Origin of the sequence: Corynebacterium aurimucosum, from assembly GCF_046895345.1 — a bacterium.
Classification (GTDB): Bacteria; Actinomycetota; Actinomycetes; order Mycobacteriales; family Mycobacteriaceae; genus Corynebacterium; species Corynebacterium aurimucosum_G.
Genome location: NZ_CP160096.1, coordinates 2,146,038 through 2,169,045 on the forward strand (window position 1 = coordinate 2,146,038; position 23,008 = coordinate 2,169,045).

The window sequence follows — 23,008 nt, forward strand, 5'->3', positions numbered from 1 at the left end:
AGTTCCGCTAAGTCCACGGCGTGTGGGAAACTACTTACATGACTGAGTCTCCCACCATGTCGTCTCCCACCATTGAATATGAGGCCGATCGCCTCTCGCGTCGCGCCAGCCTCGTGGGTATCGCCGCCGCCGCTGTAGGTGGCGGCCTTGTTACACTCATTGGGTTCTTCGCCTTCAAAACGGTCTCCCTCCCGGCGTTCAGTACGTCGATGGTGACCCGTGCGTTGAGCACGGCGGGCACTGCGTTCACCGTTCTGTTGGTGGGCGCTCTGTGCGCGTGGTGGATTATTAGGCCGCGCCCCCGTTGGCGGACGTGGCTCACCACCGCTGTGTGCTACATGTCGCCCGCGCTACTCACGCTGACCAGTATCGGCTTGCCCCTCTCGGCCTCCCGCCTGTGGCTCGACGGCGTCCAAGTCGACCAGGTATTCCGTACCCAATTCCTCACCCGTGCTGCTGAGACCAGCTCCTATGCGGACATGAACTACGAGGGACTGCCCACCTTCTACCCGTTGGGCTGGTTCTGGATGGGAGGGCGGCTTGCCAACCTCCTCAACATGCCCGGCTGGGAGGTTTATCAACCGTGGAGCCTTATCTCCCTGGCCGTGGCCGGGGGCGTGCTAGTTCCACTCTGGCAACGGCTCACCGGTTCTCTGCCGGTTGCCACCGCTATTGCATTGACCACCACGGCGGTCACCCTAACCATCGGCGCTGAGGAGCCCTATTCCGCCGTCATCGCCATGGGCGTCCCGGCGGTGGCCGTCCTGTGCTCCCACGCTTTCTACAGGGCTTCCTGGTTCTCTACTGCCGCAATCGCTATCTACCTGGGAGTTTCTGCCTGCTTCTACACGCTCTACACGGGTGCAGTGGCGCTCACCATCGTCAGCCTCATTGCACTGGTCACCGGCGTCGCTGAGCGCACATGGGTACCCCTCGTGCACTTGGTCACCATCGCGGCCGGTTCCCTGGCCATCGCTGCGATCGCCTGGGCGCCCTACCTCTACGGGGTCCTGCACGCCACTGCCCCGCTGGAGTCCACCGCGCAGCATTACCTGCCGGAAGAAGGCACCCAAATCCCGGCGCCTTTCCTCTCGTTGTCCGTCATTGGCATCCTCAGTCTGATCGGCTTGATTTACCTCGTCATGCGCATCGACGAGCCCGAAATCCGCGCTCTGAGCACCGCTCTTGTCGGCACCTACCTGTGGATCCTGACCTCCATGGTCATGACTCTCGCCGGCAGCACGCTGCTGGGCTTCCGCCTAGAGCTGATCGTCGTGGTGCTTTTCGCTACGGCCGGCATCCTCGCGCTGGCCGACATCCGCCTCATGGGCCTGCCCACGCTCTACCCGGAAGGCTTCACCGAGGCCACCAGCAAGCGCGTGACCCTAGCCTTTGCCATCCTCATGGGGCTTGGCGGTATTTACTATGCCCAGCAGATCCCGGCAACGAACGTGACCGCCTTGGATCACGCTTATACCGATACCGACGGTTACGGGGAACGCGCGGACCGCTACACCAGCGATTCTTCCGCTAATTACGGCAAGATCCGTGAATTCATCGATGCCCAGGGCTACGAGGCCACCGACACGGTTGTCCTGACCGATGAGAAGCTCTTCATGGCCTATAACCCCTACTACGGATTCAACGCCTTCACCAGCAACTACGCTAACCCGCTGGGAGAGTTCAGCACCCGCAATCTGCAGATCGAGGAGTGGGCTTCCAAATCCTGGGAACAAACTCCGGAAGAATTTGCGACGTCGCTTGAGTCCGCACCGTGGCGCGGGCCGGACGTCCTCATCTTCCGCGGAGACATCAAAAAACCCGGCGATGGTTACAAGACGCACGTGGCGGAAGACATCTACCCCAACCAGCCCAACGTGCGCTACCGCGCGGTGTTCTTCAATCCAGAGGTCTTCGATAAGGGCTGGGAAGTCGAACAGATCGGACCCTTCGTCGTCGCGGCGCGATCTTAAGAAGCCGAGGCGGTGACGTAGACTGATCGCCGTGTCAGATCGGAAAACCTCTTCATTACGTGCACCGCAGTCCCTGCGACTCACCGCCATCATCGCTGGATTCATTGGCTTCCTGTGCTTCGTGGCGACGCCGCTGCTGCCGGTGAACCAGACCCAATCCTCCTTCGATTGGCCCCAGCAGGGCTCCCTGCAGTCCATCAACGCCCCGCTCATCTCGGTGGCGCCGGAAGAAATTGATGCCGAGATCCCCCTGGCAGCCGTCGACAAGCTGCGCGATGGCCAAGACCTGCTCTACGGCACCGTGCCCCCGGAGTCCAAGAAGGCCTCCAACCGCGGCATGTTTGTCCGCGCCGGCGAGGGTGGCATCTCGGTGACAAGCCTTGATGAAGTCATTTTCTCTCTCACGGCCGAGCAGGTGGCACAGCTACCAGAGGACGCCACCCTCAGCATCGCCTCCACGGAGGACGGGACCACCGTCTCCGTGGGCAAGCACAAGAAGACCACCGAGGAGGACCTGCGCCCGCAGGTCACCGGCGTCTATACCGAGATCGACGACACCCCAGAAAACCTCACGGCGCTTGGCGACGACCTCCGCATCCACGTGGAGATCAACTCTCGGTTTACCTCCTCCCCGACAACGCTGAAGCTCATCGCCATGTGGCTGGGCCTGGCCATGGTGGTCATCAGCCTGATCTGCCTGTGGCGGATTGACCGCCTCGATGGCAAACGCCTTGGCTTCATGCCCGAGACCTGGAAGCAGATCCGCCCGCTCGATGGCGTGGTGGCAGCCGTGCTCGGCTGGTGGTACATCTTCGGTGCTAATACCTCCGATGATGGCTTCATCCTCACTATGGGACGCGTTTCCGATCACGCGACCTACATGGCGAATTACTACCGCTGGTACGGCGTCCCCGAGGCCCCGTTTGGCGCGCCCTACTACGACCTCGTGGCATGGCTTTCCCAGCTATCGAGCACCTCCATCATCGTGCGCCTGCCCTCCCTCATATCAGCGCTCATCATCTGGTTCGTCTTGTCGCGCGAGATGCTTCCGCGCTTCGGCACCCGCGTGAACGAGCGCCGCCTGGCGCACTGGACCGCGGCCTTCATGTTCTTGGCTTTCTGGCTGCCCTATAACAACGGCATCCGCCCCGAACCCATCGTCGCCCTTGGCGTCATGCTGACGTGGGCTTCTTTCGAGCGCGCCATCTCCACCCAGCGCCTTCTGCCAGCAGCGGTAGGCACCATCATCGCCACCATCACCCTGGCCGCTGGCCCCACCGGCCTGACCGCAGTGGGCATCTTCTTGGTCTGCCTGCCCGCACTGTTCCGCATCATGGGCACGCGCGCGCCCGAAGTAACCTGGCCGGCGCTCATCGCCCCGTTCCTGGCCTGCGGTACCGCAGTCATGGTTGCTGCCTTCGGGGACCAAACGTTAGCGTCAGTCCTCGAATCCACTCGCGTACGTTCCGCAGTCGGCCCGTCCCTACCGTGGTACTCCGAATTCGTGCGCTACTCCACGCTCTTCGAGCCCTCCGTGGACGGCTCCTTGACGCGCCGTTTCGCCATGTTCACCATGCTTTTCTGCTTGGCGCTCATCATCTACGCCTTCATCAAGAACCACCGCGTCGTCGGTGCGGAGGCAGATCCCACCAAGCGCCTGCTGGCCATCATGGCGCTCTCGGCTTTCTTCCTCATGTTCACGCCGACGAAATGGACGCACCACTTCGGTATTTACGCCGGTATCGCCGGCGTCATCGCCGCGCTCGGCTCGGTGGTCCTGTCCCAGATCGCCATGCGCTCCCCGCGCGCCCGGACCTTCTCCATCGCCGCGGTGATTTTCCTCCTCGCCATCTCCCTCGGCGGTTGGAACGCTTGGTGGTACGTCTCTTCCTTCGGCATCCCGTGGTGGGACCGCACGGTGCAGTTCAAGGCCATCGAGGCCAACACCGTTGTTCTCGCCATCAGCATGGTGGTCCTGGCGATTGGCCTCTACCAATCTCTCGTCCACAGCTACCGCAAGAACAAGGCTGAGGCCGACGGCACCCTCGAGGAATTCGAGGCAGCTAACGCCGCCAAGGTCTCCCGCTGGGCAGGGGCCATGTCCGCACCGATTGCGGTGGCCTGCATCCTGATCGTGGCATTCTCGTGCGCTTCCTTTGCCAAGGGCTACGTGGCCCAGGCGGATTCCTACTCCGTGGGCAAGGGCAACCTCGCATCCCTGCGCGGCGATGTCTGCTCGCTGGCGGATGCCACCATGGTGGAAACCAACACCAACGAGGCTTTCCTCACTCCGATCGACGGCGACCTCAAGGATTCGCTGGTTGACGAAGACGAGGATAACTTCGGTTTCGGCCCCAACATGATCAAGGAGGATATTGAGCCGGAGAACCTTAACTCGGCGTCGGTAGGCGCCATTGCCAACACCACCGGTGAGGACTCGGCTGCGTCCAACGAGGAAACCACCGAAACCGAAACAACGGAGGTCACCGACTCTTCCGCCGGTGGCGTGCGCGGAACGCTGGGCGTCAACGGCTCTGAGATGCACCTGCCCTTCAACCTGGATTACACGAAGGTCCCGGTCATGGGTTCCTACGATGAGTCGCAGCGCTCCACCGCCACCATCACCACCCAGTGGTACAACCTGCCGGAGTCCACCGAAAACACCCCAGTCCTCGCGGTCTCTGCTGCCGGCAAGATTTACCACCACGACGTCAACGGCGTGGAGCAAGAGGGCACCGAACTCACTCTGGAATACGGCACCCTCAAGGACGGCAAGGTCACCAACAAGGGTGAGGCCGAGCTTTCCGACGTCGGAGCGACCCCCAAATGGCGCAACCTCCGAATCGCACTCAAAGACCTCCCAGAGGAGGCTAACGTTGTGCGTCTCGTTGCGGTAGATGATTCCACCGATGAAGACGATTGGATGGCGTTTACTCCGCCGCGAGTACCGGAGCTTGCCACCATCAACTCCCAGTTCGATTCCTCCACCCCGGCACTCCTTGACTGGTCCGTCGCCCTGCAGTTCCCCTGCCAGCGCACCTTCGACCACTACGCCGGCGTGACGGAGATTCCGGAGTTCCGCATTCTTCCGGACGCCGCCGCGCAAACCTCCCTCACGGACTTCCAGTCCTTCTCGGGCGGCGGTGCCTTGGCAACCGCGGAGGCAGTGAACTACTCCTATGAGATCCCGAGCTACCTCAACAACGATTGGGCACGCGACTGGGGCGCCATTGAGAAGTACGAGCTGCGTACCAACTCCCGGGGCGAGGAACCGCTGAAGGCAGATATCGACCAGGAAGTCATCCAGCGCTCTGGCTTGTGGAAGAACTCCGAGATGAAGATTCGCCCGGAGGGCGAGCAGTAGAGATTAAAGAAACTCGGCCGAATCTTTAATGCGCTGCCGCGCCACGGCCGGGGTAGAAATACGGTGCATAGACACGTACTCCGCGGTCTGTGCACCGGAAATCTCCACGCGCTCAGCAATCTCATCCTGCGTCGCGGTCTGGACCAAGATGTCAGAATATGCTGCTGCCAACGCCGCCTCGTCGAGGGCATACCCACCACGAATCTCCTCCGGAAGCTTAGCCAGCGCACCGAAGTCGGGGAAGGTGAGGAGGAGGGCGTCGGCAGGCACCAGCGCTGCGAGCGCCCCACCGGAGGAATATCCCCACACCGTTACGCCCTCAGCATCGTGGGAATACGCATAGTCCACCGCGGCTTTCACCGACTGAACCATCTCCGCCACGGTGTGCTCCGGCGCCAACGGGTAATCGACATCAATGATCGTCGTGCCGGACAGCTGCGCCGCAGCAGCCACTTCGGGCCGCCACTGCATTTCTAGGGCCTTGCCGTCACCGCGCCACCAACCGCCGGAGTGCAACGACACCGCCCAGCGACCATTCGGCTCTGAAGGAACAAAGATCGCTCCCACCTCAGAGTCTTCAACGCTCACGCCTTCCGTAAAGGCAGTACCGGGCAGCGAGTGATCCACTGCGGAGCCCAACACCATCATGGAGGCCTGCACGATGCGGTCGGGCAGCAGCGCGCAATAGCGATCCGCCTCCGGCGAACCTCCGCCGGCCCACGGCGGGCGGAAGTCCGGCAGCGGGTAGTGCACCTCCATGTAGGAGGAGAGCTGCTCGAGCTGTTGTTCCGGACTTAGTTGGCGGTCAGTACCGCCGATATTCCACTCACTCATGGCCCCCAAGGGTACTACCAGATGGTGACGCGCTCCTCCGGTGCAAGACCACCCTTGACGTCAAAAGCCTCGTAGAATTCATCGATGTTTTCGGCGATGATGTTGCAACGGAACTCCGCCGGCGAGTGCGGATCAATGGCCAGGTACTGCGTGGCCATCTCCGGACGAATAGCGGTGCGCCACACGCGCGCCCACGCCAGGAAGAAACGCTGCAGACCGGTGTACTCGTGTTCTGCCAATTCCGGCTCAGCGCCCTCTGCCTCAAAGGGCGCGACCTGGCCGTTGATGTCCAAGCCCTTGTCGGCGCAGTAGTTCTTGTAGGCCACCACAGCAATCCCCAGTCCACCCAGGTCACCGATGTTCTCACCCAGGGTGAAACTGCCGTTGACGCCTGCGGAATCGGTGCCTTCCAGCACCTTCGGCACCTGCCCCTGGAACTGGTCCACCAGCTTCGCGGTCAACTTCTCGAAGGCCGCACGGTCCTCCTCCGTCCACCAGGAATTGAGGTTGCCCTGGCCGTCGTACTGCGAGCCCTGATCATCAAAACCGTGGCCGATTTCGTGACCAATCACCGCACCGATGGCACCGAAGTTCTCCGCCGCGTCCGCCTCAGGGTTGTAGAACGGCGGGCGCAGAATCGCTGCCGGAAAGGTGATGTCATTGACCACCGGATTATAAAAAGCATTCACCGTCTGCGGGGTGGAGAACCATTCATCGCGGTCGGCCGGCTTGCCAATCTTGGCCAATTCATAATCGTGATTCCACGCGTTACCCGCGCGCACATTGGCCACCAGGTCCGCACCCTTGGGTGAAAACTCCAAGTCGGAATAGTCACGCCAGGTATCCGGATACCCAATCTTGGCCTTGAACTGCGAGAGCTTCTCCAGCGCGCGCTCGCGGGTAGCCGGGGTCATCCACTCCAGCTGCGAAATCCTCTCGCGGTAAGCGGCGGTAAGGTACTCCACGAGCTCATCCATCTCGGACTTCGAAGACGGTGGGAAGTGCTTGTCCACGAAGACCTTGCCAATCTCCTGTCCCACCATGTTTTCCGCTAGGCCCACGGCGCGCTTCCAGCGGTCACGCTGCTCTGTCGCGCCAGAGAGCTTGGTTCCGTAGAACTCGAAGTTCTTCTTACCGATCTCCTCGGTGAGGTAGGGCGCGCGCGATAGCAGAATGTGCCACGTTGCCCACAGCTGCCAATCCGCCATGCGGCCGGCGGTAAACAGGCCTTCCAGGTGCTCAAAGTAGGAGGGCATCATGGCCACCACACGGTGCTCCGGCAGTCCCCCACCCTGCAGGATGGCGCGGGTGATACTGGGCAGCTTGGCGACGTCCACCGGGTTATACGTCTTCACCGCATCGCGCGAGGCCACCACGTCCCAGTGACCAGCGGCAATTTCCTTCTCGAGATTCACGATGCGCGTAGCGGCCACCTCCGCGCCCAACCCGAAAAGGCGCGCGGGATCCAGGAATCCAAGCATGGCAGCTACGTGCTTCTCGTAGTCAGCGAGCGTCTGCGCGTGAGCTTCCTCGCGATAATAAGCCTCATCCGGCAGACCCAAACCAGACTGAATAATGTAAGCCACTGCTTCTTCGGAACCGGAGTCTTTTTCTACCCAGAAGGTAACCGGGGCGCCGACGCCCTCACGCTCCAGCACTCCCAGGTTGTGCGCCAGCTCCTCCGGATCCGCGGCCACCAGCTTGTCGAGGTCATCGTCAAGTGGCGCCGTTCCCGCAGCATTGACTCCTTCGACATCCATGTGGGCGGAATACACGATCCCAGGGCGGCCCGTGTCTTCCTTAACGATGTCGTGGACGAGTTCCTCGGCTTCGTCGCGAAGCGCGTGAAAAGTGCCGTCAACACCACGGTCATCAGGGATGACATGAGACTCAATCCAGGGGCCATTAACAAACTGATACAGATCCTTCATGCACTTCACTCTATGTCAGAAGCACGCGTTAGTGTGGTGTGCATGACTTCTTATCGTTTCCCGCCAGCGAAGATGACGGGACCGTTTTTCGCGGTACTTGGAGTAACCCTTCTCGTGCTGGGCACGCCCGCTGTCCTCAGCTTGGCGCTACCGGAGCACGATCCTGAAACAGAGCCAGTCGTCCTCGATGATCCGGAGTGGCGCCAGCCCATCGACGGACTGGAATGCAGCGTCAACTACGAATCCGTGGCCAACCAGGCGTGGGATTGCGGCGATACCTTGGTCGAGGCCTACCTCACCTCTGATGTCGACGATGATGAGCTGGCCCTACGCCGTGCTGTGCGAGCCACGACCTTTGGGTCGATGCCGAAGGAAAAAGTAGAAAACAACGACGGCATGCTCGTACTACGAACGTATACGTACATGCCGGTCGTTGCCGTCAGCGTGGCCAAAGGCAACCTCAATTACGAACTCGTCTTCTCGGACGGAAATCCAGAGGAACTCGCCGATCAGTTTATGGAGGCCTTCAAGTGAGCAAAATCTTTCGCGTAACCCTGTGGGTCTTCATTGGCGTCTGCCTGCCCGCCGCTCTTATCAATCTGTTGGGCTCCTTTCTCGTTGCCCCGCTTCCAGGCCTGATAAGCCTGCTGATTGGATTAGCCTTCCTAGCACTAGGCCTATACCTGTGGCGCCTTAGCCCAATGTGGGCACGGCCAGCCAAAGGCTGGGCCACTGCCAGCGTGCTGTGGGGAGGCGGTACCGCAGTATCTTTAGCGCTCCTCTCCGCGCTGCCATTCACCTCCCTCACCAAAGGCGTGGGCTGGGAAGAATCCATGATGTCTTGGTCCGGTGCTTATCCAGAGGAATTCGCCAAAGCACTAGGCGTGGTCTTTGTGTTACTCAGCTTCCGCCAACTCAACCGACCCTGGCACGGCTTTATCGTTGGCGCACTCATAGGCTGGGGTTTCGAGGTCTTTGAGAATATCCTCTACGCCTCCCTCGGTGCCGTGATGCACCCGACCTCTGACTGGATTGGCATGCTGCAGATGTGGGGGCTCCGCCTCGTGGCGGGACCAGGCCTGCACATGTCACTGACGGCCATCGCGGGCTTCGGCATCGGCTGGGCCATTTACGCTGCCCATAAAACCTGGTGGTGGCGTCTCGGCGTAGGAGTGGGCGCCCTCTTTGTTTCCTTCTGTCTCCACTTCGCGTGGAACTACATGTGGGATGAGACATGGCAGCTGGTCACGCAGTATATCGTCGTCGCACTTATCCTCTACCCCACCGTCATCACCCTAGGGATTCGGGCCCACCGTCTGGCCAAGTCGGACGATACCTACTCGCACTCGCCCGGCCTCGCCAGCCTGCGGTGAACTAGTCGAACTGCCCCTGCAGCTCTGATGTCGCGCCCCAAGGATACTTTCTTTACTTCCGACAACGGCTACGGCTTAGCATGCCTGCGATGAGCTAGGCACAGCGCGCTTCAGCTCCGCACATGCCCTATCGCGCGCGTCCTGTAGAGGCGTCGGCAAGCCTGGCGCCTGCGGTGCAACCTCCACCGCTCCCAGCACATCCCCCGTGAGATCCGCGGGGGATCCATAAGTATTAGCCGCCACGCTATACCCAGGACCGAAAGAGGCACTAGCGTGAATCTGACGGTTATCCGACCATCCAAATTTCGTTCCAATGATGCCCGGGATGCGTGCGGTGCCAAAGTCCTGGCGGTAGCCGTCGGATGCCACAGGCGCTACCGTCGCCATACCCTTCATGAGCGGCGCGGCAGACGGGTCGCCAGATATCGCCCCTATGAAGCGAGTGAGATCCTCCGTCGACGTCGTGGTATTTCCCCAGTAGCCGTTGTGATGAGTGTCCCCTAGCCGGTACTCCCCGATGATAGAGGGGATGGCCTGTGGGTATTTTCGCTCCAAGTCGCTGGCGGTGCCGTCCTCAGAAAAACGAATCATGTTCTCCACCCGCGCCTTATCCTCCGGCGCGCCATATTTCAGCACCCACATACCGAGATACAGCTTCGCCAGGGATAGCGCAGGGCGAGACTCGTGGCCGTTTCCGGTGGAGACTGAATTTCCATCGGCATACCGCACGGTCATCTGGGTGCGTGGTGGGACTTTTCCAGGATCGAAAGTCAGAGCTTGGGCAGAAGGCGCGGTGACGGCCGCCAGGGCAAGACCGACAATGATGGAACGAGACTCAAACACTTGTATAGATTAACTCAAGTCACAGCTTTAACAGCTCTGATTGGAGATTTGACGCCCTAAAACCCCACTGGAAGTTTCGAATGTTCTTTTCATCCAGCGCTTGCCCCACGACTTGTGTAGAGTACCAGTTTTCCCATTTATCCCTATAATCACAACTTCTTTCCGCGGTATGGACTTCTCCAAAGATAACGAATAAGCTCTTATTTCGAAAGGGATTTCGAACGGTGGGGGTTCGTCCCTTCGCAGTAGCTCGACCAACAGTAGGGGGTTGAAGTGTCTTCCACTTCAGACGTTGTTGTTTCCTATTTTTCTCATTCCAATCCGAACGACCCAGTATGTATGAAAGGCAAGGACATACGCCAAGCAGACTACGAGTTCTGGTCTAGCGTCCTTCCCGCCTTGGACGAAGACTCAGACACAGCGTGTATGCGCCTTGGGCTAAAGACCGGCAAAACAGCCGGGGCAGTTGCTCGCATAGTCATGGGGATTTACCGCCTCAGAGAACTCCCCCAGCTCAAAGCCCTGCAAGATGCTTATTATTTGCTGGACCTACCTGCCTTGATTGCCATTGACCAGGTCATGGCTAAGCTGGGCCAGCCTTCCCCAGAGGTAGTGGCTGCCATCGATACTTCATTGGCCCGTTGGTTTACTCCTACGAAGCCCAATCAGGCGTTTCCCAGCACTTCACAGATTCGCCGCCGCATGCGTGATCTCGTCAAGGTTCATGATGACTCCATCGCGGTGGAAGATACGCGCCCGAAGAACCGGTATTCGATACTCACCCGCGCCCAGCGCGCCACCATCGAACTAGAGGTTGACAGCAGCATCGGGGTCATTATTCATGAGGCTATTAAGGCAGCAGCGGAAAAGCATGAGGTTTCTATGGCCGAGGCACTCATCCTCCTCATCACTGGGAAGGTAGAGCCAGAAGCTGCCCGAGTAGTACTCCACACTTATCAAGCTAATGACGTCGAGGATGCACCAGTATATGTAGAAGGTCACGGCTGGCAGGTAGGCAATATCCCCGCACAGGCGGTAACGAAAAGGGATTTGAGAACCAAGCCGGAGGCTTCCAAAAGCTACGGGCCAAACACGATGGTGCGCAAGTATGTTGAGGGCCGCGATGGCACCTGTCGTGCAGCTGGCTGCGGAATGCCTGCGTGGCTATGTCAGTTGGACCACCGTATTAACTACGCCGATGGCGGACCAACGCACCCGGACAACATGGTCGCGTTATGCCAGCATCACCACAACATGAAGACCGACGGACGGGCCTTTTATATTTTGGACCCGGATACCGGGGATGTGGTCTGGCTTTTTGAGGATGGAACGTGGGCAATCACCGAACCTTCCGGACCACTAGCGCCTAAGAACAAGCGCTGGGCGCGAACTGTAGCACAAGATATTGAGGGCTTCCGCGCCCGGAAACACCGTGAGGCCCAAGAACTTAAAACTGAGCTAGACAAAGAACAACAAGAGGCCGCACACCACGCACATACAGAAAAAGCAGAGAACAAGGAACCTGAAGGCGGAGAGGAGATCCCCTTCTAACAAAGGTCCGTCGTTTAAAACGACGAAGGGAATCGTCGTCTACCCCATGTCGACTAGAAGAACTCCACCAATGATCAGTGCGACCCCTAAGCCCTTAAGCCAGGTGAAAGGCTCACGGAAAAGCATGAAGGAAAAAAGAGCAGTAAGCGCCACGCCTGAGGCAGTCCAGATTCCATAGGCCACGCCTAGCGGTATTCCCTGCCGAAGCGCCAATGACAAGAAAGCATAGGAGGACACATAGGCCACGACCACCCACGCTACCCATGCCTTCTGGCCGTGAACGGCCAGCATACGCAGGCCCAAGGTGCCGGCGACTTCGATAAGAATGGCAAGGGATAACCAGATCATGTCTCCACTTCCACGAGCGTTGTTTTCGGCGCCCGGCCGCCCATCTCTACGCAAACTACGCCGGCGATGATGCAGCCCATGCCCACCATCATGAGCGGCGTGAGCTGTTCGCCAAAGAGGTATGCGGACAGCCCCACGGTAAGCACCACACCGGTTGCGCCCCAGATGCCATAGGCCGCACCCACGTGCATGCCACAGCGCAACACTTGGTGCAGGGCGGAAAAAGCGACGACGTAGCCCGCCACCACCACGACATAGACCGCGGGGTGCTCTAGCGCCGCCTTGAGGCATAGGGTCGCCACGACCTCACTGAAGATGGCAATGCTCAAAAAGAGCCAAGCGCACATTTTCACCCTCCCAGATCCGCTGCATCCAGACCGCACTCCGAAAGGACCACGCGGTCCCCGCGGTGCGGGATGCCTTCTTCATCCCAATGGGCTTGGGCGGCCGAGGTGTGGGCGCGGCCAGTGCTGTTGACCACCCGCCACCAGGGCAGATCTGCGCTTTTCGACATCACCCAGCCCACATATCGCGCGCCGACCCCCACCACTTTGGCGATCTCTCCGTAGGTGGAGACATTGCCAGCTGGAATGCGGAGAACTACCTCCGTGACTCTAGAGCTCGATGGGTTCTTCGGGGGCATCCTCAACCTCGCACAAGGTGAGCGTCGCACCCGTGGAATCCTCGATCAGACACAGGCGGCCGAATGGGGAATCGTGGGGCTCGCGGATCACTTTTCCGCCGTTATCAATCACAGCCTTCGCTGCCTGGTCAATGTCCCGCACGCCCAGGTAGGTTTGCCAGAAACTTGGCAAGCCCTCGGCGTGCCAAAATCCAGCGAAAGCAGCACCTTCTTCCTCTGCAACCGCGTAATGCTCATCACCACGGATTTCCCAGTTGAAGAGCTCGCCATAAAAGTCCAGCGCTGAGTGGAAATTCGCCGAAACTGTCAGCTCATGCCATACCGGAGTACCCGGCTCTCCGCCGGCGACGAAGCGGTCGAGCTCCGGCTGCGTCAAACCAAACATGGCACCGGAATTGTCTAGAACGAGCGCCAGCGGAGCGCCTAAAGCAAGAATCTTGCCACCGAGTTGTTCTACCCGGGCGCAGTCGGCTTCCAAGTCGCGGGAGAGGAAGTAGGTAGCCCAGGTGTCCTGGCCCGGAACAATTTCGGCAATCGGCAGGCCTTGAAGGCGGGCGATGCCATCTTCGAATTCCCAGCCCAGCACGGCGGAATAAAACTTCTCGGAAGCCTTCACATCGGAGCTGGCCAGAGCAATCCAGTAGGGCATTCCTACTTCTGCTTCAAAGGCGGGCATTAAAGGTTCCTCCACTTCTCCGGGTCAAAGTCATCATCGGCGGTGGCCTCATCAAAATAATCGTCGTCGTCTTCGACGACGCGGGCGCAGGTGTCGGAGACACAAATGACGTCGCCAAGCGCCAGCGTTGCACCGCGCTGCGTAGTCACTTCCCCATTGACGGTGACCTGGCCCTGCTCGATGAGTTCCTTGGCCTCACCCCCGGTCGCGACCAAGGAGGCCAATTTGAGGAACTGGCCGAGCTTGATGGATTCTCCCTTAATTGAGACTTCTAGCATGCTGACCAGCATACCCAGCTCAAAGCGCAAGGAGTCCCTCCGTCAGAATGATGACGCCAAGCAGGGCAAACACGACACCACTAAAGATATCGACACTGGCGGAGTTCTTCGCCATCCACTTCGACACCGCACGAGTACACAGCGCGACGCCAACGAAGATGATGAGGCTTTCGAGGATGAGCACTGAGCCCACCGTGGCATTGGCGCTCAAGCCCATGTCCGGATCGATAAAATTGGCAAAGATAGCGCCGAAGAAAATCAGAACCTTGGGGTTGGAAAGGTCGCTGACTAGGCCCATGCGATACGCCGTGCCGAGTCTGATGATGCCATCCGGGGTGAACCCGCGCGGTTGGGGATTCATAGTTGCCGGTGCACGGCGCTCTTTGATGCCACCGCTGATGGCAGAAAAAGCCATCCACAGCAGATAGCTGCCGCCCGCGACCTGCAGCGTCACCAAGATTTCCGGGTGCGCCGAAATCAATGCGGTCAGCCCCGCTAGCGAAGCAACGGTCCACATCATCAAGCCGGTGGTGCTACCGATTGCGGCCCACACCGCCGCGCGCGTAGAACGTGCGCCCAAACGAATAATCTGCACCACGTCTGGTCCCGGCGAAGCCATCGCCGCTAACCACACACCCATTAAGACCACTATGGCGCTGAATGCCATCTAACACCCCCATACTCACATGCGTTTTCACTTACGCATGACACTATAAGAGGCGTCTCACCTGCAGCGAAACAGGTAAGTTAGCTTTGCGTGCGCGGCTTAATGGTCATGGTGTCGATGTTGACGTGCTCCGGCAGCGAGGCCACCCAACGCACGGCCTCAGCGATGTCTTCTGCGGTGAGGTTGAGCTCGCCGTCATAAACAGCATTGGCACGCGTTTTGTCGCCCCGAAAACGATTCAAGGAAAATTCTTCCGTGGCTACACGGCCTGGGTCGAGTTCGGTGACGCGGACACCGTGCTCTTCGATACGCAGTGCACGGGAAATCACGCGCACTCCATGCTTGGCGGCGTTGTAGCCGGAGCCACCCTCGTAAACGTTCCATCCGGCAACGGAACCCATGTTGATAATGAGCCCACCCCGCAGCTTCGGCATGAGGGCTTGGATCATGCGGACAGTGCCGAGGACGTTGACGTCATACATCCACTGCCAGTCATCGATGGTGGTCTCCACGAGGGGCTCCAGGCCCTTCGCACCACCGGCGTTGTTGACTAAGAGATCGGCCCGGTCGAGATGAGAGGCGAACTGGGCTACGGATTCATCGGAGGTGACATCGAGGGCATAGGCCTCGCCGCCGATGTCCTTCGCGAGGGCCTCAAGGCGCTCTACACGACGCGCACCGACGACGACATGCCAACCGTCAGCCGCCAACGCTCTTGCCGACGCCTCCCCGATCCCCGAGGACGCTCCTGTAACAACTGCTACCTTTTCCATGCGCCCTAGGATAGGGTTTCTTCCAGCTCGGTGCAGATATTTTCCACGATCTCAATCTTGAAGTCGGCCGGGGTGAAGGTGCCATCCTTCATGTCAGTATTGAGCGAGATATCGAGCTGAGTGCGCAGCTGCTTCATCGAGAAATTAGCCATGATGAGACGCCACGCCTCCACCGCGCGGATGCCGCCACTAAAGCTATAGCCCACATACGCAATCGGCTTGGCCACCCACTCGGCGCCGAGGGAATCGACGGCGTTCTTGAACGCACCCGGCACGGAGTGGTTGTACTCCGGGGTGACAAAGATATAGCCGTCGCAGGAATCGACCGCATCGGACCAGGCTTGGACATTCGGGTCCTCGTAATTTTTATTTGCCGCCATAGGGATGACGGAGGAGGTAAGGATCGGAACGTCGAAGGCCTTGAGGTCGATGAGCTCGTAGTCCACGTCGCGGCCCTGCGCGAGATCGGTGACCCACTGGGCGATGGCCAGCCCGGCGCGGTCGTCGCGGGTGGAGCCGAGGATGACGCCGATTTTTGCCATAAATATGCCTTTCACATTTTTGTTAACGTGTCAACGTTTGAGCGTACGCCGATGTGTCGACGCAATCGACAAGTCACCCAGATATGTCGAAAATTCTGGAAAAAATCGACATATCCGCTCAACATGTCTATTCTTTTGCCATGTCACAGGAAAACTTGGCGGATCACGGATCCTTTGAACGCATGACCAGCGGGCAGTGGTTCATGCCCGGTGTCAACAAGGAGGTCAGCGCCGAACATCGCCGCGGCTTCCTGCTGGTCAAGGAGCTCAATGAGCTGCACAACACCAACCCAGAGCGCGCGAAGGAGATCTTGCGGGAGCTGTTTTCGCCCGAGTCCGAGGTTCCCGGGCTACACGCGCCGCTCAACGTGGAGTTTGGCTGCAATGTGACCATCGGAAAAGACGTATTCATCAACTTTGGTGCGACGATCCTGGCGCAGGCGCCTGTAGCCATCGGAAATCACGTCATGATCGGCCCGAACTGCTCGCTTATTACCGTGGGGCATCCTGTCAACGATCATGAGATGCGAGCAGAGGGGTGGGAGATTGCAAGGCCTATCAGCATCGGCGATAACACGTGGTTTGGTGCCAATGTTACGGTCCTGCCTGGCGTGACTATCGGCGAGGATTGTGTCGTTGGCGCGAACACGCTGGTCACCACAGATATCCCGGATAGGTCATTGGTGCTGGGCCAACCCGGCCGTGTGGTGCGCAAGCTGGAGGACGACGAGGATAGGTGGGAGCGCCAGAATCTCGATGTTTGATCTCAAGGCGATCGGCAAGGGACTTCCCGTCCTAGAGACCATTGATTCTCTTCCTTCAGACGGCCACGTCGTGGTCCAGGCCCCGCCCGGCACCGGTAAGACCACGCTTATTCCACCGGCATTGGCGAACCAGGTGGAGGGCAAGGTTCTCGTAACCGCACCACGCCGCGTGGCGGTGCGCGCCGCTGCTAACCGCTTACAGAAGTTGTCTGGTCAGCGCATCGGCTATGCGGTGCGCGGTGATTCACGCAAGGGTCAGGACGTTGAGTTTTTAACTCCCGGCGTTTTATTGCGCCGCCTGCTGCGAGATCCGGAGCTTGAAGGGATTTCCGCTGTGGCCATCGACGAGGTCCACGAGCGCCAGCTCGATACGGATTTGGTGCTTGGCATGTGCTTGGAGTTGGCACAGCTCCGAGACGATTTCCGCATCATCGCCATGTCCGCGACTGTCGACGCCACCCGCTTCTCCCAGCTCATGGGAGGAGCACCCATCCATTCCACTGAGGCCGTCACGTACCCACTCGATATTTCCTATGAACCGATTCCGGGGCGTGCTGCGGGAGATCGAGACTTTTGGAAAGGCGTGGCGAAGGTTGCCGCGCAACAGCAGGGGTCCACGCTGGTCTTTGTTCCCGGTGTGCGCGAGGTCAACCTGGTGTGTGATGCACTGAGTGGCCATAACGTTTTTCCGCTCCATGGCCGCCAGACCACGCAGGAGCAAGACGCTGCGCTTTATACGCGCGAGCCGCGCATCGTGGTGGCGACGTCTATCGCGGAATCTTCGCTGACCGTGCCGGGCGTGCGCACCGTCATCGATGCCGGGCTATCCCGCGTACCCAAGCGGGATGCGCAGCGCGGGATGAGTGGGTTGGTGACGGTGTCGACGTCGAAAAGCAGCGCCGATCAACGCGCCGGACGTGCCGGACGTGAAGCGCCCGGTACCGTCATCCGCTGCTACTCCCAGGATGACTACCAGCACTTTTCCCCGCACGTGACGCCGGAGATTCTTTCCGCGGACCTCACGCAGGCGGCGCTGTTCATGGATTGCTGGGGCGCGGGACCGGACTTTCCCTTGCTGGATCCCCCACCGGGGCCCGCGCTTGCCGACGCCCACCGCGTCCTCGACCTGCTCAACGCTGGCGAAGAGCTGGCGTTACTGCCAACGCACCCACGATGGGGCGCTGCACTGCTCAAACATGGCTCCGGTGCCGCTGACGCAATTGCGCGCCTCGATGATTCGGATCCGAAGCGGCTTGCCCGCTTGGTGCCTAACAAGGGCCCGGTGGACGCAGGCGTGGTGGTCGCTAGCGCCTTCCCGGAGTTCGTGGCTAAGCGCGTGGGCGACAAGGAGTACTTGTTAGCGAGTGGTACCCGTGCACGGCTACTCAACGGTGAACAGGGAGCTAAGTGGTTGGCGGTGGCTGAGGTGTCGTTGGCGCAATCTGGAAACGCCATCATTCGTGAAGCAGTGCCCATTGCGGAAAAGGACGCGCTCGACATCATCGGCGTCACGGAGGAAACGCGGGCCTTTCTCGAGGGTTCACGGGTCCGCGGCGTACGGGTGCGTGCGGCAGGGGCCATCGTGTTGTCAGAAACCCCAGTGAAGGTCTCCGGTGATGAGGCGGTGAAGGCACTACGCAACTCCAGACAGGGTTTAAACCTGTTCCACTTCAGTGACAAGGCTCAGAACCTGCGGGAACGTATGCGTCATCTGCATAGGGCATACGGGGATCCGTGGCCGGACGTGGATGGCGATGATCTGAGCTGGCTGGAGCCGGAGCTGCATGAGCTGGCTGCAGGGAAGCGGCCAGACATGTACCCGGCGCTGCAGCGCTTGCTCCCCTGGCCCGAAGCTAGCCGCTTGGATGAGCTCGCGCCGGAGCGTTTGCCGGTGCCGTCCGGACGTGCTGCGAGGATCGATTGGTCCGGCGAGCGACCCGTGGTCTCCATCAAGCTGCAGGAATGTTTCGGGTTGGTGGAGTCCCCCGAATACTGCGGCCACCGCGTGCAATTCCATCTGTTGTCTCCCGCCGGCCGGCCACTTGCCGTCACCGATGATCTGGCGAGCTTCTGGTCCGGGCCCTATGCCGGGGTGCGCGCGGACATGCGCGGACGCTACCCCAAGCACCCGTGGCCGGAGGATCCGTGGAATGCGGTAGCAACCGCAAAGACGAAGTAACCCCACTGCTGCCAGGACAGGTACATGCTCATCACCACGACGAGAGTGAGGAGCGCATAACGGATGAGCTTCGCACCGCCGCCGAGCACAGTTCGCGCGCCCAGCTGCGCGCCAATGATGTTTGCTGCTGCGAGAACAAGTGCTAGGCCCCATACCACGTGCCCGCCCACGATGAAGACCACGAGCGCACCGACGTTGGTGCACGTGTTGACCACCTTGGACATCGCGGCGGAGGTAAGGAAGTTCTGGGAAAAGATGGCGGTGAAGGCCATGATGAGGAACATGCCTGTGCCGGGCCCAAAGATGCCGTCGTAGAAGGCAATGGCCGCTACAGCGGCTAACCCGGCCCACGTGCGCCAACCGCCGCGGATACCGTCGCCGCTGCCGAAGTCTGGGCGAAAGGCCACGAAGAGGCCGACTGCCACCATGAGCACGATGATGACCGGCCGCATGACGTCCTTGTCCATGAGTGCGGCTGCTGTGGCCCCGAGTCCCGAGCACACCAGCGCGGTGAGTCCCATGCGGATGAGCTCGCCCTTCGGCGGGCGCACCTTCCTGACGAGCGTTACGGCAGCAGAGGCCGTTCCAGAGACCGCCGCCACCTTGTTCGTGGCCAGGGCTGTGGCGGGCGCAAGCTGGGGTGCGACCGCCAGGATGAGCGGAATGAGCACGAGTCCGCCGCCACCAATGACGGCATCGATCCATCCGGCCGCGGCAGCGCCGATGGTGAGAATCGCCCAACCGCTTAATCCGAAATCCATGTCCATCATTAAACTCGATTCCATGTCTGTTCGTACGCGATGGGTCATCGTGGCCCCGGGGTCTGCAGCACTGGGGGCATTGTTTAGCTACCTTCACGTACCCGCAGCCTGGATCCTCGGCGCCATCGTGGTCTCGGGAGCCATGGCCTTGACGACGGGCAAAGAACTCGCCGTTAACGAGCACTTCTATTCTGTCGCCCGCGGATTCATCGGAATGATGGCGGGCATACCACTGACCTTAGTTCCTGCCTCCACGCTCATTGGCTTTGTGCCAGCCGCGGTGACGATGTCACTCATCACCGTGCTTATCGGTGTCGCCGGCGGCGTGCTGCTGCACCGCTCACAGCCAAAAGATATTTCCTGGGAAACCGGAATCTTATCCATGCTGCCGGGCGGGGCCTCGCTCATGCCCGCGCTAGCCAGCGAACTCGGTGCGGACTACCGCTACGTGGCGCTGACGCAATACCTGCGGCTTCTGGCGGTGTCGGTATCGCTGCCTTTGGTGGTCTCCTTGTTAGACGCCCCCGCGGGCAAAGGAGTCGACATGAGCGTTAACGGCGAGGTCACGTGGTGGATCGTGGGGTTGACTGTCGCCATCGCTGTGGTTGGTGAAAAGCTGGGCAAGCTGGTGCGTTTGCCAGCTGCTGCAGTGCTGGGGCCGCTCATCTTAACGGTGCTTGTCGCGCAGTTTATCCCAGCCGGCCACACCTTGGAGCCGCTCTACGTGTTCAAGATCATGGCATTCATGTCCATCGGCTGGGTCTGCGGTGGCGGGCTTTCTGTGCCGGCCTTGCGGGCCTTCGCCAAGCAGCTGCCGGCGACGATTCTCTTTATCGTTGTCGTTATCGGCGTGTGTGCGTTGACTGCTTTGCCGTTGACCGCATGGCTGGACATCACCTACTTCGAGGCTTACCTCGCCACCTCGCCCGGCGCGCTGGAGACGGTGCTTGCGCTGTCCGCGGAAGGCGGCGCCGGCCCCGCGGTCGTGGCCGTGCAGATTATCCGGCTCATCATCGTGCTCGTCATCGCCGGCTACCTGCCCCAGATTTTGCGGCTATTCCGCCGCTAGTGGATAAATCACAGAGTCACTAGTGGATAAATCCAAGAGTGAGGTATGGATAAATCCAAGAGTCTGACAACTAGTCCAGAATTGTCTCGCGCAGAATCGACATCGGCACAGAACCTAGGGCCAACGCCTGGGAGTGGAAATCACGTACGTCCATCCCTTGTTCAACTGCGGCATCGCGCGTCTGCTGCCACAGGCGCTGGCCCAGAGCATAAGACGGCGCCTGGCCCGGCCAGCCCAGGTAACGGGTGACCTCGAAGGAGAGGTTGGCATCATCCATCGCGGTGTTCTCGCGCATAAAGGTCTTGACGTGGGACTTGTCCCAGATGCCGGACGCGGTGCACTCCGGCAACGCCTTGCCCAGGTGGAGTCCGATATCCACCACGACGCGGGCGGCGCGGAAGCGTTGGGCGTCGAGAAGCCCCATGCGGAAGCCCGGATCATCCATGTATCCCAGCTCCGCCATGAGTGCTTCAGCGTATAGAGCCCAGCCCTCACCGTGGCCAGAGTTCCACGTCACCGCACGGCGCCATAGGTTGAGGTCCGGCTGGGTCAGCGCGGCGCCAATCTGCAGATGGTGGCCCGGCGCGCCCTCGTGGTGGACGGTTGTCAGCTCCTGCCAGGTGTGGAAAAGCTCCTGGCCAGACGGTACGGACCACCACATGCGGCCGGGGCGGGAGAAATCATCGGAGGGCGAGGTGTAGAAGATGCCGCCGGTGCCGGCCGGGTCGATGCAGCACTCGATTTCTTTAACGGCCTCCGGGATGTCGAAGGCGTTGCCGTCGAGGTCCTTGATCACGCGGTCCGCGGTGGACTGCATCCACTCCACTAGCGCGTCGGTGCCATGCAGCTGGTAGCGCTCCTCCTCGTTGAGTTTGCGCATGGCCGCGCGCACGGTGACGTCGGAGCCATAGAGCTCGTGGGCGATCTTTTCTTGTTCCGCCTTGATGGAGCGCACCTGGTCCATGCCCCACTCATAGGCCTCATCAAGGTCCACGGCATCGCCGACGAAAAGCCTGGAGAAGCGCTCGTAGCGCTCGCGGCCCACCGCGTCCTGCGATGGTGCCTGCGGCTGCAGCTCATTAGAGAGCCAATCGGCGAACTCGCCGAAGGCTTCCTTGGCCGCGTCCACCTCTGGGCCTTCAACGCCAAGGTCCTCGAGCATGGAGCCGGCGTCGGCAAGCCGCTCGCATTGCACGAAGACATCGGAGATCTGGCGCTGCGGCGCCACCATGCCACGCGAAGCCGCCTCGGTGAGGGACTCCTTGTAGCCGTTGAGCGAGGTTGCCACCTTCGACAGGCGCGAACGCAATGCATCAAGCTGCTCCGGGGTGTCCTTCGGCATGAGCATGAGGGTGTCGCGGATGGTCTGCACCGGGGAGGCAATATTGTTAAGGCAGCGGATGTCCTCACCGGCATGGTGCAGGTCAAGATCCAGGCAGAGACGGTCGCGCAAAACGGCGGCGGTGACGTAGTCCACCTCGTCAAAATCGTCGTCATCGTCGGATTCGTCGGTGGTGTCATCGAGGGCATCGAGATCCGCCATCATCTCACGGGTGCGATCCGCCACGGAAGAGTAGTACTCCGGGGAGAAATCTTCCAACTCACCGTCGAAGCCGGGAATTCCCCACGCGGTGGCATCGGTGGGCGTGAGCTGCGCGAGGTCGTGGACGAAATTATCGCACGACGCGTCCAGCAGCGAAGGCTGGCGCTCTGCGTTCTGGTCAAAACTCATAAGGGCGAAGTCTAACGAAGATCCAGGGGTTTGGGCCAACCCAGCGCCGCCTTATTTACCAGCTTGTTAGCTAATTGTTGCTCCACTTACTTCCCGGGCTTGTCCAGGATGTAAATTCGTTGAGCACTTCAGCAGGAGAGGGGTTCACCACGAGAGCATCGAGGAAGCGCTTCTGAACGAACCCCTCCTGCACCATTGCAGAGTACATTCTTATAAACGGCTGCCAGAATCCCTTCACGTCTACGAGACCCACCGGGCTATCCAGGTTCCCCAACTGTTGCAAGGTGAGGACCTCGGTGAGCTCCTCTAGCGTTCCCACGCCACCCGGCAGGCACACGAAGGCATCCGCGAGTTCCTCCATACGCGTTTTGCGCTGCGCCATGGTGTCCACGACTTCGAGTTTGGTTACCCGCTGGTGTGACATCTCGTAATCAACGAGCTGCCGCGGGATAACCCCAATGACCGTGCCGCCGGCGGCAAGACAGGAATCTGCGACGATGCCCATCAGGCCTACGTCACCGCCGCCGTAGACCAGGGTGAGGTTGCGCCGCGCGAGCTCCTCCCCCAAAAGGTGTGCGGCTTGGCCATAGGCTTCAGAGTTTCCAGCGGCGGAGCCGCAGTACACAGCAACAGAATCCATGAACACTACTCTAACGCAGGCACACTTCTAGACTATGATGTCTACTGAATCCCAATTTCTATTAGAC

Annotated in this window: 22 protein-coding genes; 8 read left to right on the top strand and 14 right to left on the bottom strand. The window is 60.2% G+C overall.

The features are described 5' to 3' along the window. The first annotated feature begins 38 nt into the window (after positions 1 to 38). Together ABZS45_RS10155 and ABZS45_RS10160 are read left to right on the top strand one after the other, a co-directional pair. On the top strand, positions 39 to 1,973 hold the full coding sequence (locus tag ABZS45_RS10155; RefSeq protein ID WP_412099707.1) for a galactan 5-O-arabinofuranosyltransferase: 1,935 nt from the start codon (positions 39 to 41) through the stop codon (positions 1,971 to 1,973). Positions 1,974 to 2,004: 31 nt separating this feature from the next. Next, positions 2,005 to 5,337: an arabinosyltransferase domain-containing protein gene (locus ABZS45_RS10160; protein ID WP_412099708.1), complete on the top strand. Its 3,333-nt coding sequence runs from the start codon at positions 2,005 to 2,007 to the stop codon at positions 5,335 to 5,337. 3 nt (positions 5,338 to 5,340) lie between these two features. On the opposite strand, the gene ABZS45_RS10165 is transcribed toward ABZS45_RS10160, so the two are convergent. Both ABZS45_RS10165 and ABZS45_RS10170 read right to left on the bottom strand, forming a co-directional pair. After that, entirely contained in the window at positions 5,341 to 6,171 is an 831-nt protein-coding gene (locus ABZS45_RS10165; protein WP_412099710.1) for an alpha/beta hydrolase, read from the bottom strand. Between the two features lie 14 nt (positions 6,172 to 6,185). Continuing rightward, positions 6,186 to 8,102: a M13 family metallopeptidase gene (locus ABZS45_RS10170; protein ID WP_412099711.1), complete on the bottom strand. Its 1,917-nt coding sequence runs from the start codon at positions 8,100 to 8,102 to the stop codon at positions 6,186 to 6,188. Positions 8,103 to 8,144: 42 nt separating this feature from the next. Here ABZS45_RS10170 and ABZS45_RS10175 point away from each other — a divergent pair, with 42 nt between their 5' ends. Both ABZS45_RS10175 and ABZS45_RS10180 read left to right on the top strand, forming a co-directional pair. Continuing rightward, complete coding sequence (locus ABZS45_RS10175) at positions 8,145 to 8,636, top strand: hypothetical protein (protein WP_412099712.1); 492 nt, start codon at positions 8,145 to 8,147, stop codon at positions 8,634 to 8,636. Further along, entirely contained in the window at positions 8,633 to 9,475 is an 843-nt protein-coding gene (locus ABZS45_RS10180; RefSeq protein WP_412099713.1) for a PrsW family glutamic-type intramembrane protease, read from the top strand. Before ABZS45_RS10175 ends, ABZS45_RS10180 begins: the two co-directional genes overlap by 4 nt. Positions 9,476 to 9,550: 75 nt before the next feature. Here ABZS45_RS10180 and ABZS45_RS10185 read toward each other — a convergent pair whose 3' ends face one another. Continuing rightward, positions 9,551 to 10,318: a hypothetical protein gene (locus tag ABZS45_RS10185; protein ID WP_412099714.1), complete on the bottom strand. Its 768-nt coding sequence runs from the start codon at positions 10,316 to 10,318 to the stop codon at positions 9,551 to 9,553. Between the two features lie 273 nt (positions 10,319 to 10,591). Here ABZS45_RS10185 and ABZS45_RS10190 point away from each other — a divergent pair, with 273 nt between their 5' ends. After that, positions 10,592 to 11,869 carry an HNH endonuclease signature motif containing protein gene (locus ABZS45_RS10190; protein ID WP_412099715.1) on the top strand — a complete coding sequence of 426 codons (1,278 nt, stop codon included), beginning with the start codon at positions 10,592 to 10,594 and terminating at the stop codon, positions 11,867 to 11,869. Positions 11,870 to 11,908: 39 nt separating this feature from the next. On the opposite strand, the gene ABZS45_RS10195 is transcribed toward ABZS45_RS10190, so the two are convergent. The 8 genes from ABZS45_RS10195 to ABZS45_RS10230 all read right to left on the bottom strand — a co-directional run bounded on the left by ABZS45_RS10195 (position 11,909) and on the right by ABZS45_RS10230 (position 15,796). Continuing rightward, a complete protein-coding gene (locus tag ABZS45_RS10195) occupies positions 11,909 to 12,217 on the bottom strand; it encodes a DMT family transporter (protein WP_070444384.1) in 309 nt (102 codons plus the stop codon). Then, positions 12,214 to 12,564 (bottom strand): DMT family transporter, encoded by a 351-nt coding sequence (locus ABZS45_RS10200; RefSeq protein ID WP_412099716.1) that lies wholly within the window; start codon positions 12,562 to 12,564, stop codon positions 12,214 to 12,216. Before ABZS45_RS10200 ends, ABZS45_RS10195 begins: the two co-directional genes overlap by 4 nt. Before the next feature lie 2 nt (positions 12,565 to 12,566). Continuing rightward, the gene (locus ABZS45_RS10205; protein ID WP_412099717.1) at positions 12,567 to 12,860 is read right to left on the bottom strand and encodes an MGMT family protein; all 294 of its coding nucleotides are present in this window, start codon (positions 12,858 to 12,860) and stop codon (positions 12,567 to 12,569) included. Then, complete coding sequence (locus ABZS45_RS10210; RefSeq protein ID WP_412099718.1) at positions 12,832 to 13,536, bottom strand: VOC family protein; 705 nt, start codon at positions 13,534 to 13,536, stop codon at positions 12,832 to 12,834. The genes ABZS45_RS10205 and ABZS45_RS10210 overlap by 29 nt, the downstream gene beginning before the upstream one ends. Beyond that, the gene (locus ABZS45_RS10215) at positions 13,536 to 13,814 is read right to left on the bottom strand and encodes an RNA-binding S4 domain-containing protein (RefSeq protein WP_412099719.1); all 279 of its coding nucleotides are present in this window, start codon (positions 13,812 to 13,814) and stop codon (positions 13,536 to 13,538) included. Before ABZS45_RS10215 ends, ABZS45_RS10210 begins: the two co-directional genes overlap by 1 nt. 19 nt (positions 13,815 to 13,833) lie before the next feature. Then, complete coding sequence (locus tag ABZS45_RS10220; RefSeq protein WP_412099720.1) at positions 13,834 to 14,481, bottom strand: LysE family translocator; 648 nt, start codon at positions 14,479 to 14,481, stop codon at positions 13,834 to 13,836. Between the two features lie 80 nt (positions 14,482 to 14,561). After that, a complete protein-coding gene (locus ABZS45_RS10225) occupies positions 14,562 to 15,254 on the bottom strand; it encodes an SDR family oxidoreductase (protein WP_412099721.1) in 693 nt (230 codons plus the stop codon). Between the two features lie 5 nt (positions 15,255 to 15,259). Beyond that, on the bottom strand, positions 15,260 to 15,796 hold the full coding sequence (locus ABZS45_RS10230) for an NADPH-dependent FMN reductase (RefSeq protein ID WP_412099722.1): 537 nt from the start codon (positions 15,794 to 15,796) through the stop codon (positions 15,260 to 15,262). Positions 15,797 to 15,936: 140 nt separating this feature from the next. Between ABZS45_RS10230 and ABZS45_RS10235 the strand changes: the two genes are divergently transcribed. Both ABZS45_RS10235 and ABZS45_RS10240 read left to right on the top strand, forming a co-directional pair. Continuing rightward, the gene (locus ABZS45_RS10235; protein WP_412099724.1) at positions 15,937 to 16,560 is read left to right on the top strand and encodes a sugar O-acetyltransferase; all 624 of its coding nucleotides are present in this window, start codon (positions 15,937 to 15,939) and stop codon (positions 16,558 to 16,560) included. After that, positions 16,553 to 18,739, top strand: a complete 2,187-nt coding sequence (locus ABZS45_RS10240; RefSeq protein WP_412099725.1) for an ATP-dependent RNA helicase — start codon at positions 16,553 to 16,555, stop codon at positions 18,737 to 18,739. The genes ABZS45_RS10235 and ABZS45_RS10240 overlap by 8 nt, the downstream gene beginning before the upstream one ends. Here the strand turns inward: ABZS45_RS10240 and ABZS45_RS10245 are convergent. Next, the gene (locus tag ABZS45_RS10245; protein ID WP_412101169.1) at positions 18,676 to 19,506 is read right to left on the bottom strand and encodes a TSUP family transporter; all 831 of its coding nucleotides are present in this window, start codon (positions 19,504 to 19,506) and stop codon (positions 18,676 to 18,678) included. The genes ABZS45_RS10240 and ABZS45_RS10245 overlap by 64 nt on opposite strands. Positions 19,507 to 19,522: 16 nt before the next feature. Here ABZS45_RS10245 and ABZS45_RS10250 point away from each other — a divergent pair, with 16 nt between their 5' ends. Next, positions 19,523 to 20,569, top strand: a complete 1,047-nt coding sequence (locus ABZS45_RS10250) for an AbrB family transcriptional regulator (RefSeq protein WP_412099726.1) — start codon at positions 19,523 to 19,525, stop codon at positions 20,567 to 20,569. Between the two features lie 70 nt (positions 20,570 to 20,639). Here ABZS45_RS10250 and ABZS45_RS10255 read toward each other — a convergent pair whose 3' ends face one another. Beyond that, positions 20,640 to 22,301, bottom strand: a complete 1,662-nt coding sequence (locus ABZS45_RS10255; protein ID WP_412099727.1) for a DUF885 domain-containing protein — start codon at positions 22,299 to 22,301, stop codon at positions 20,640 to 20,642. A gap of 70 nt (positions 22,302 to 22,371) precedes the next feature. Then, positions 22,372 to 22,941: a TIGR00730 family Rossman fold protein gene (locus ABZS45_RS10260; protein WP_070710523.1), complete on the bottom strand. Its 570-nt coding sequence runs from the start codon at positions 22,939 to 22,941 to the stop codon at positions 22,372 to 22,374. Positions 22,942 to 23,008 lie beyond the last annotated feature (67 nt).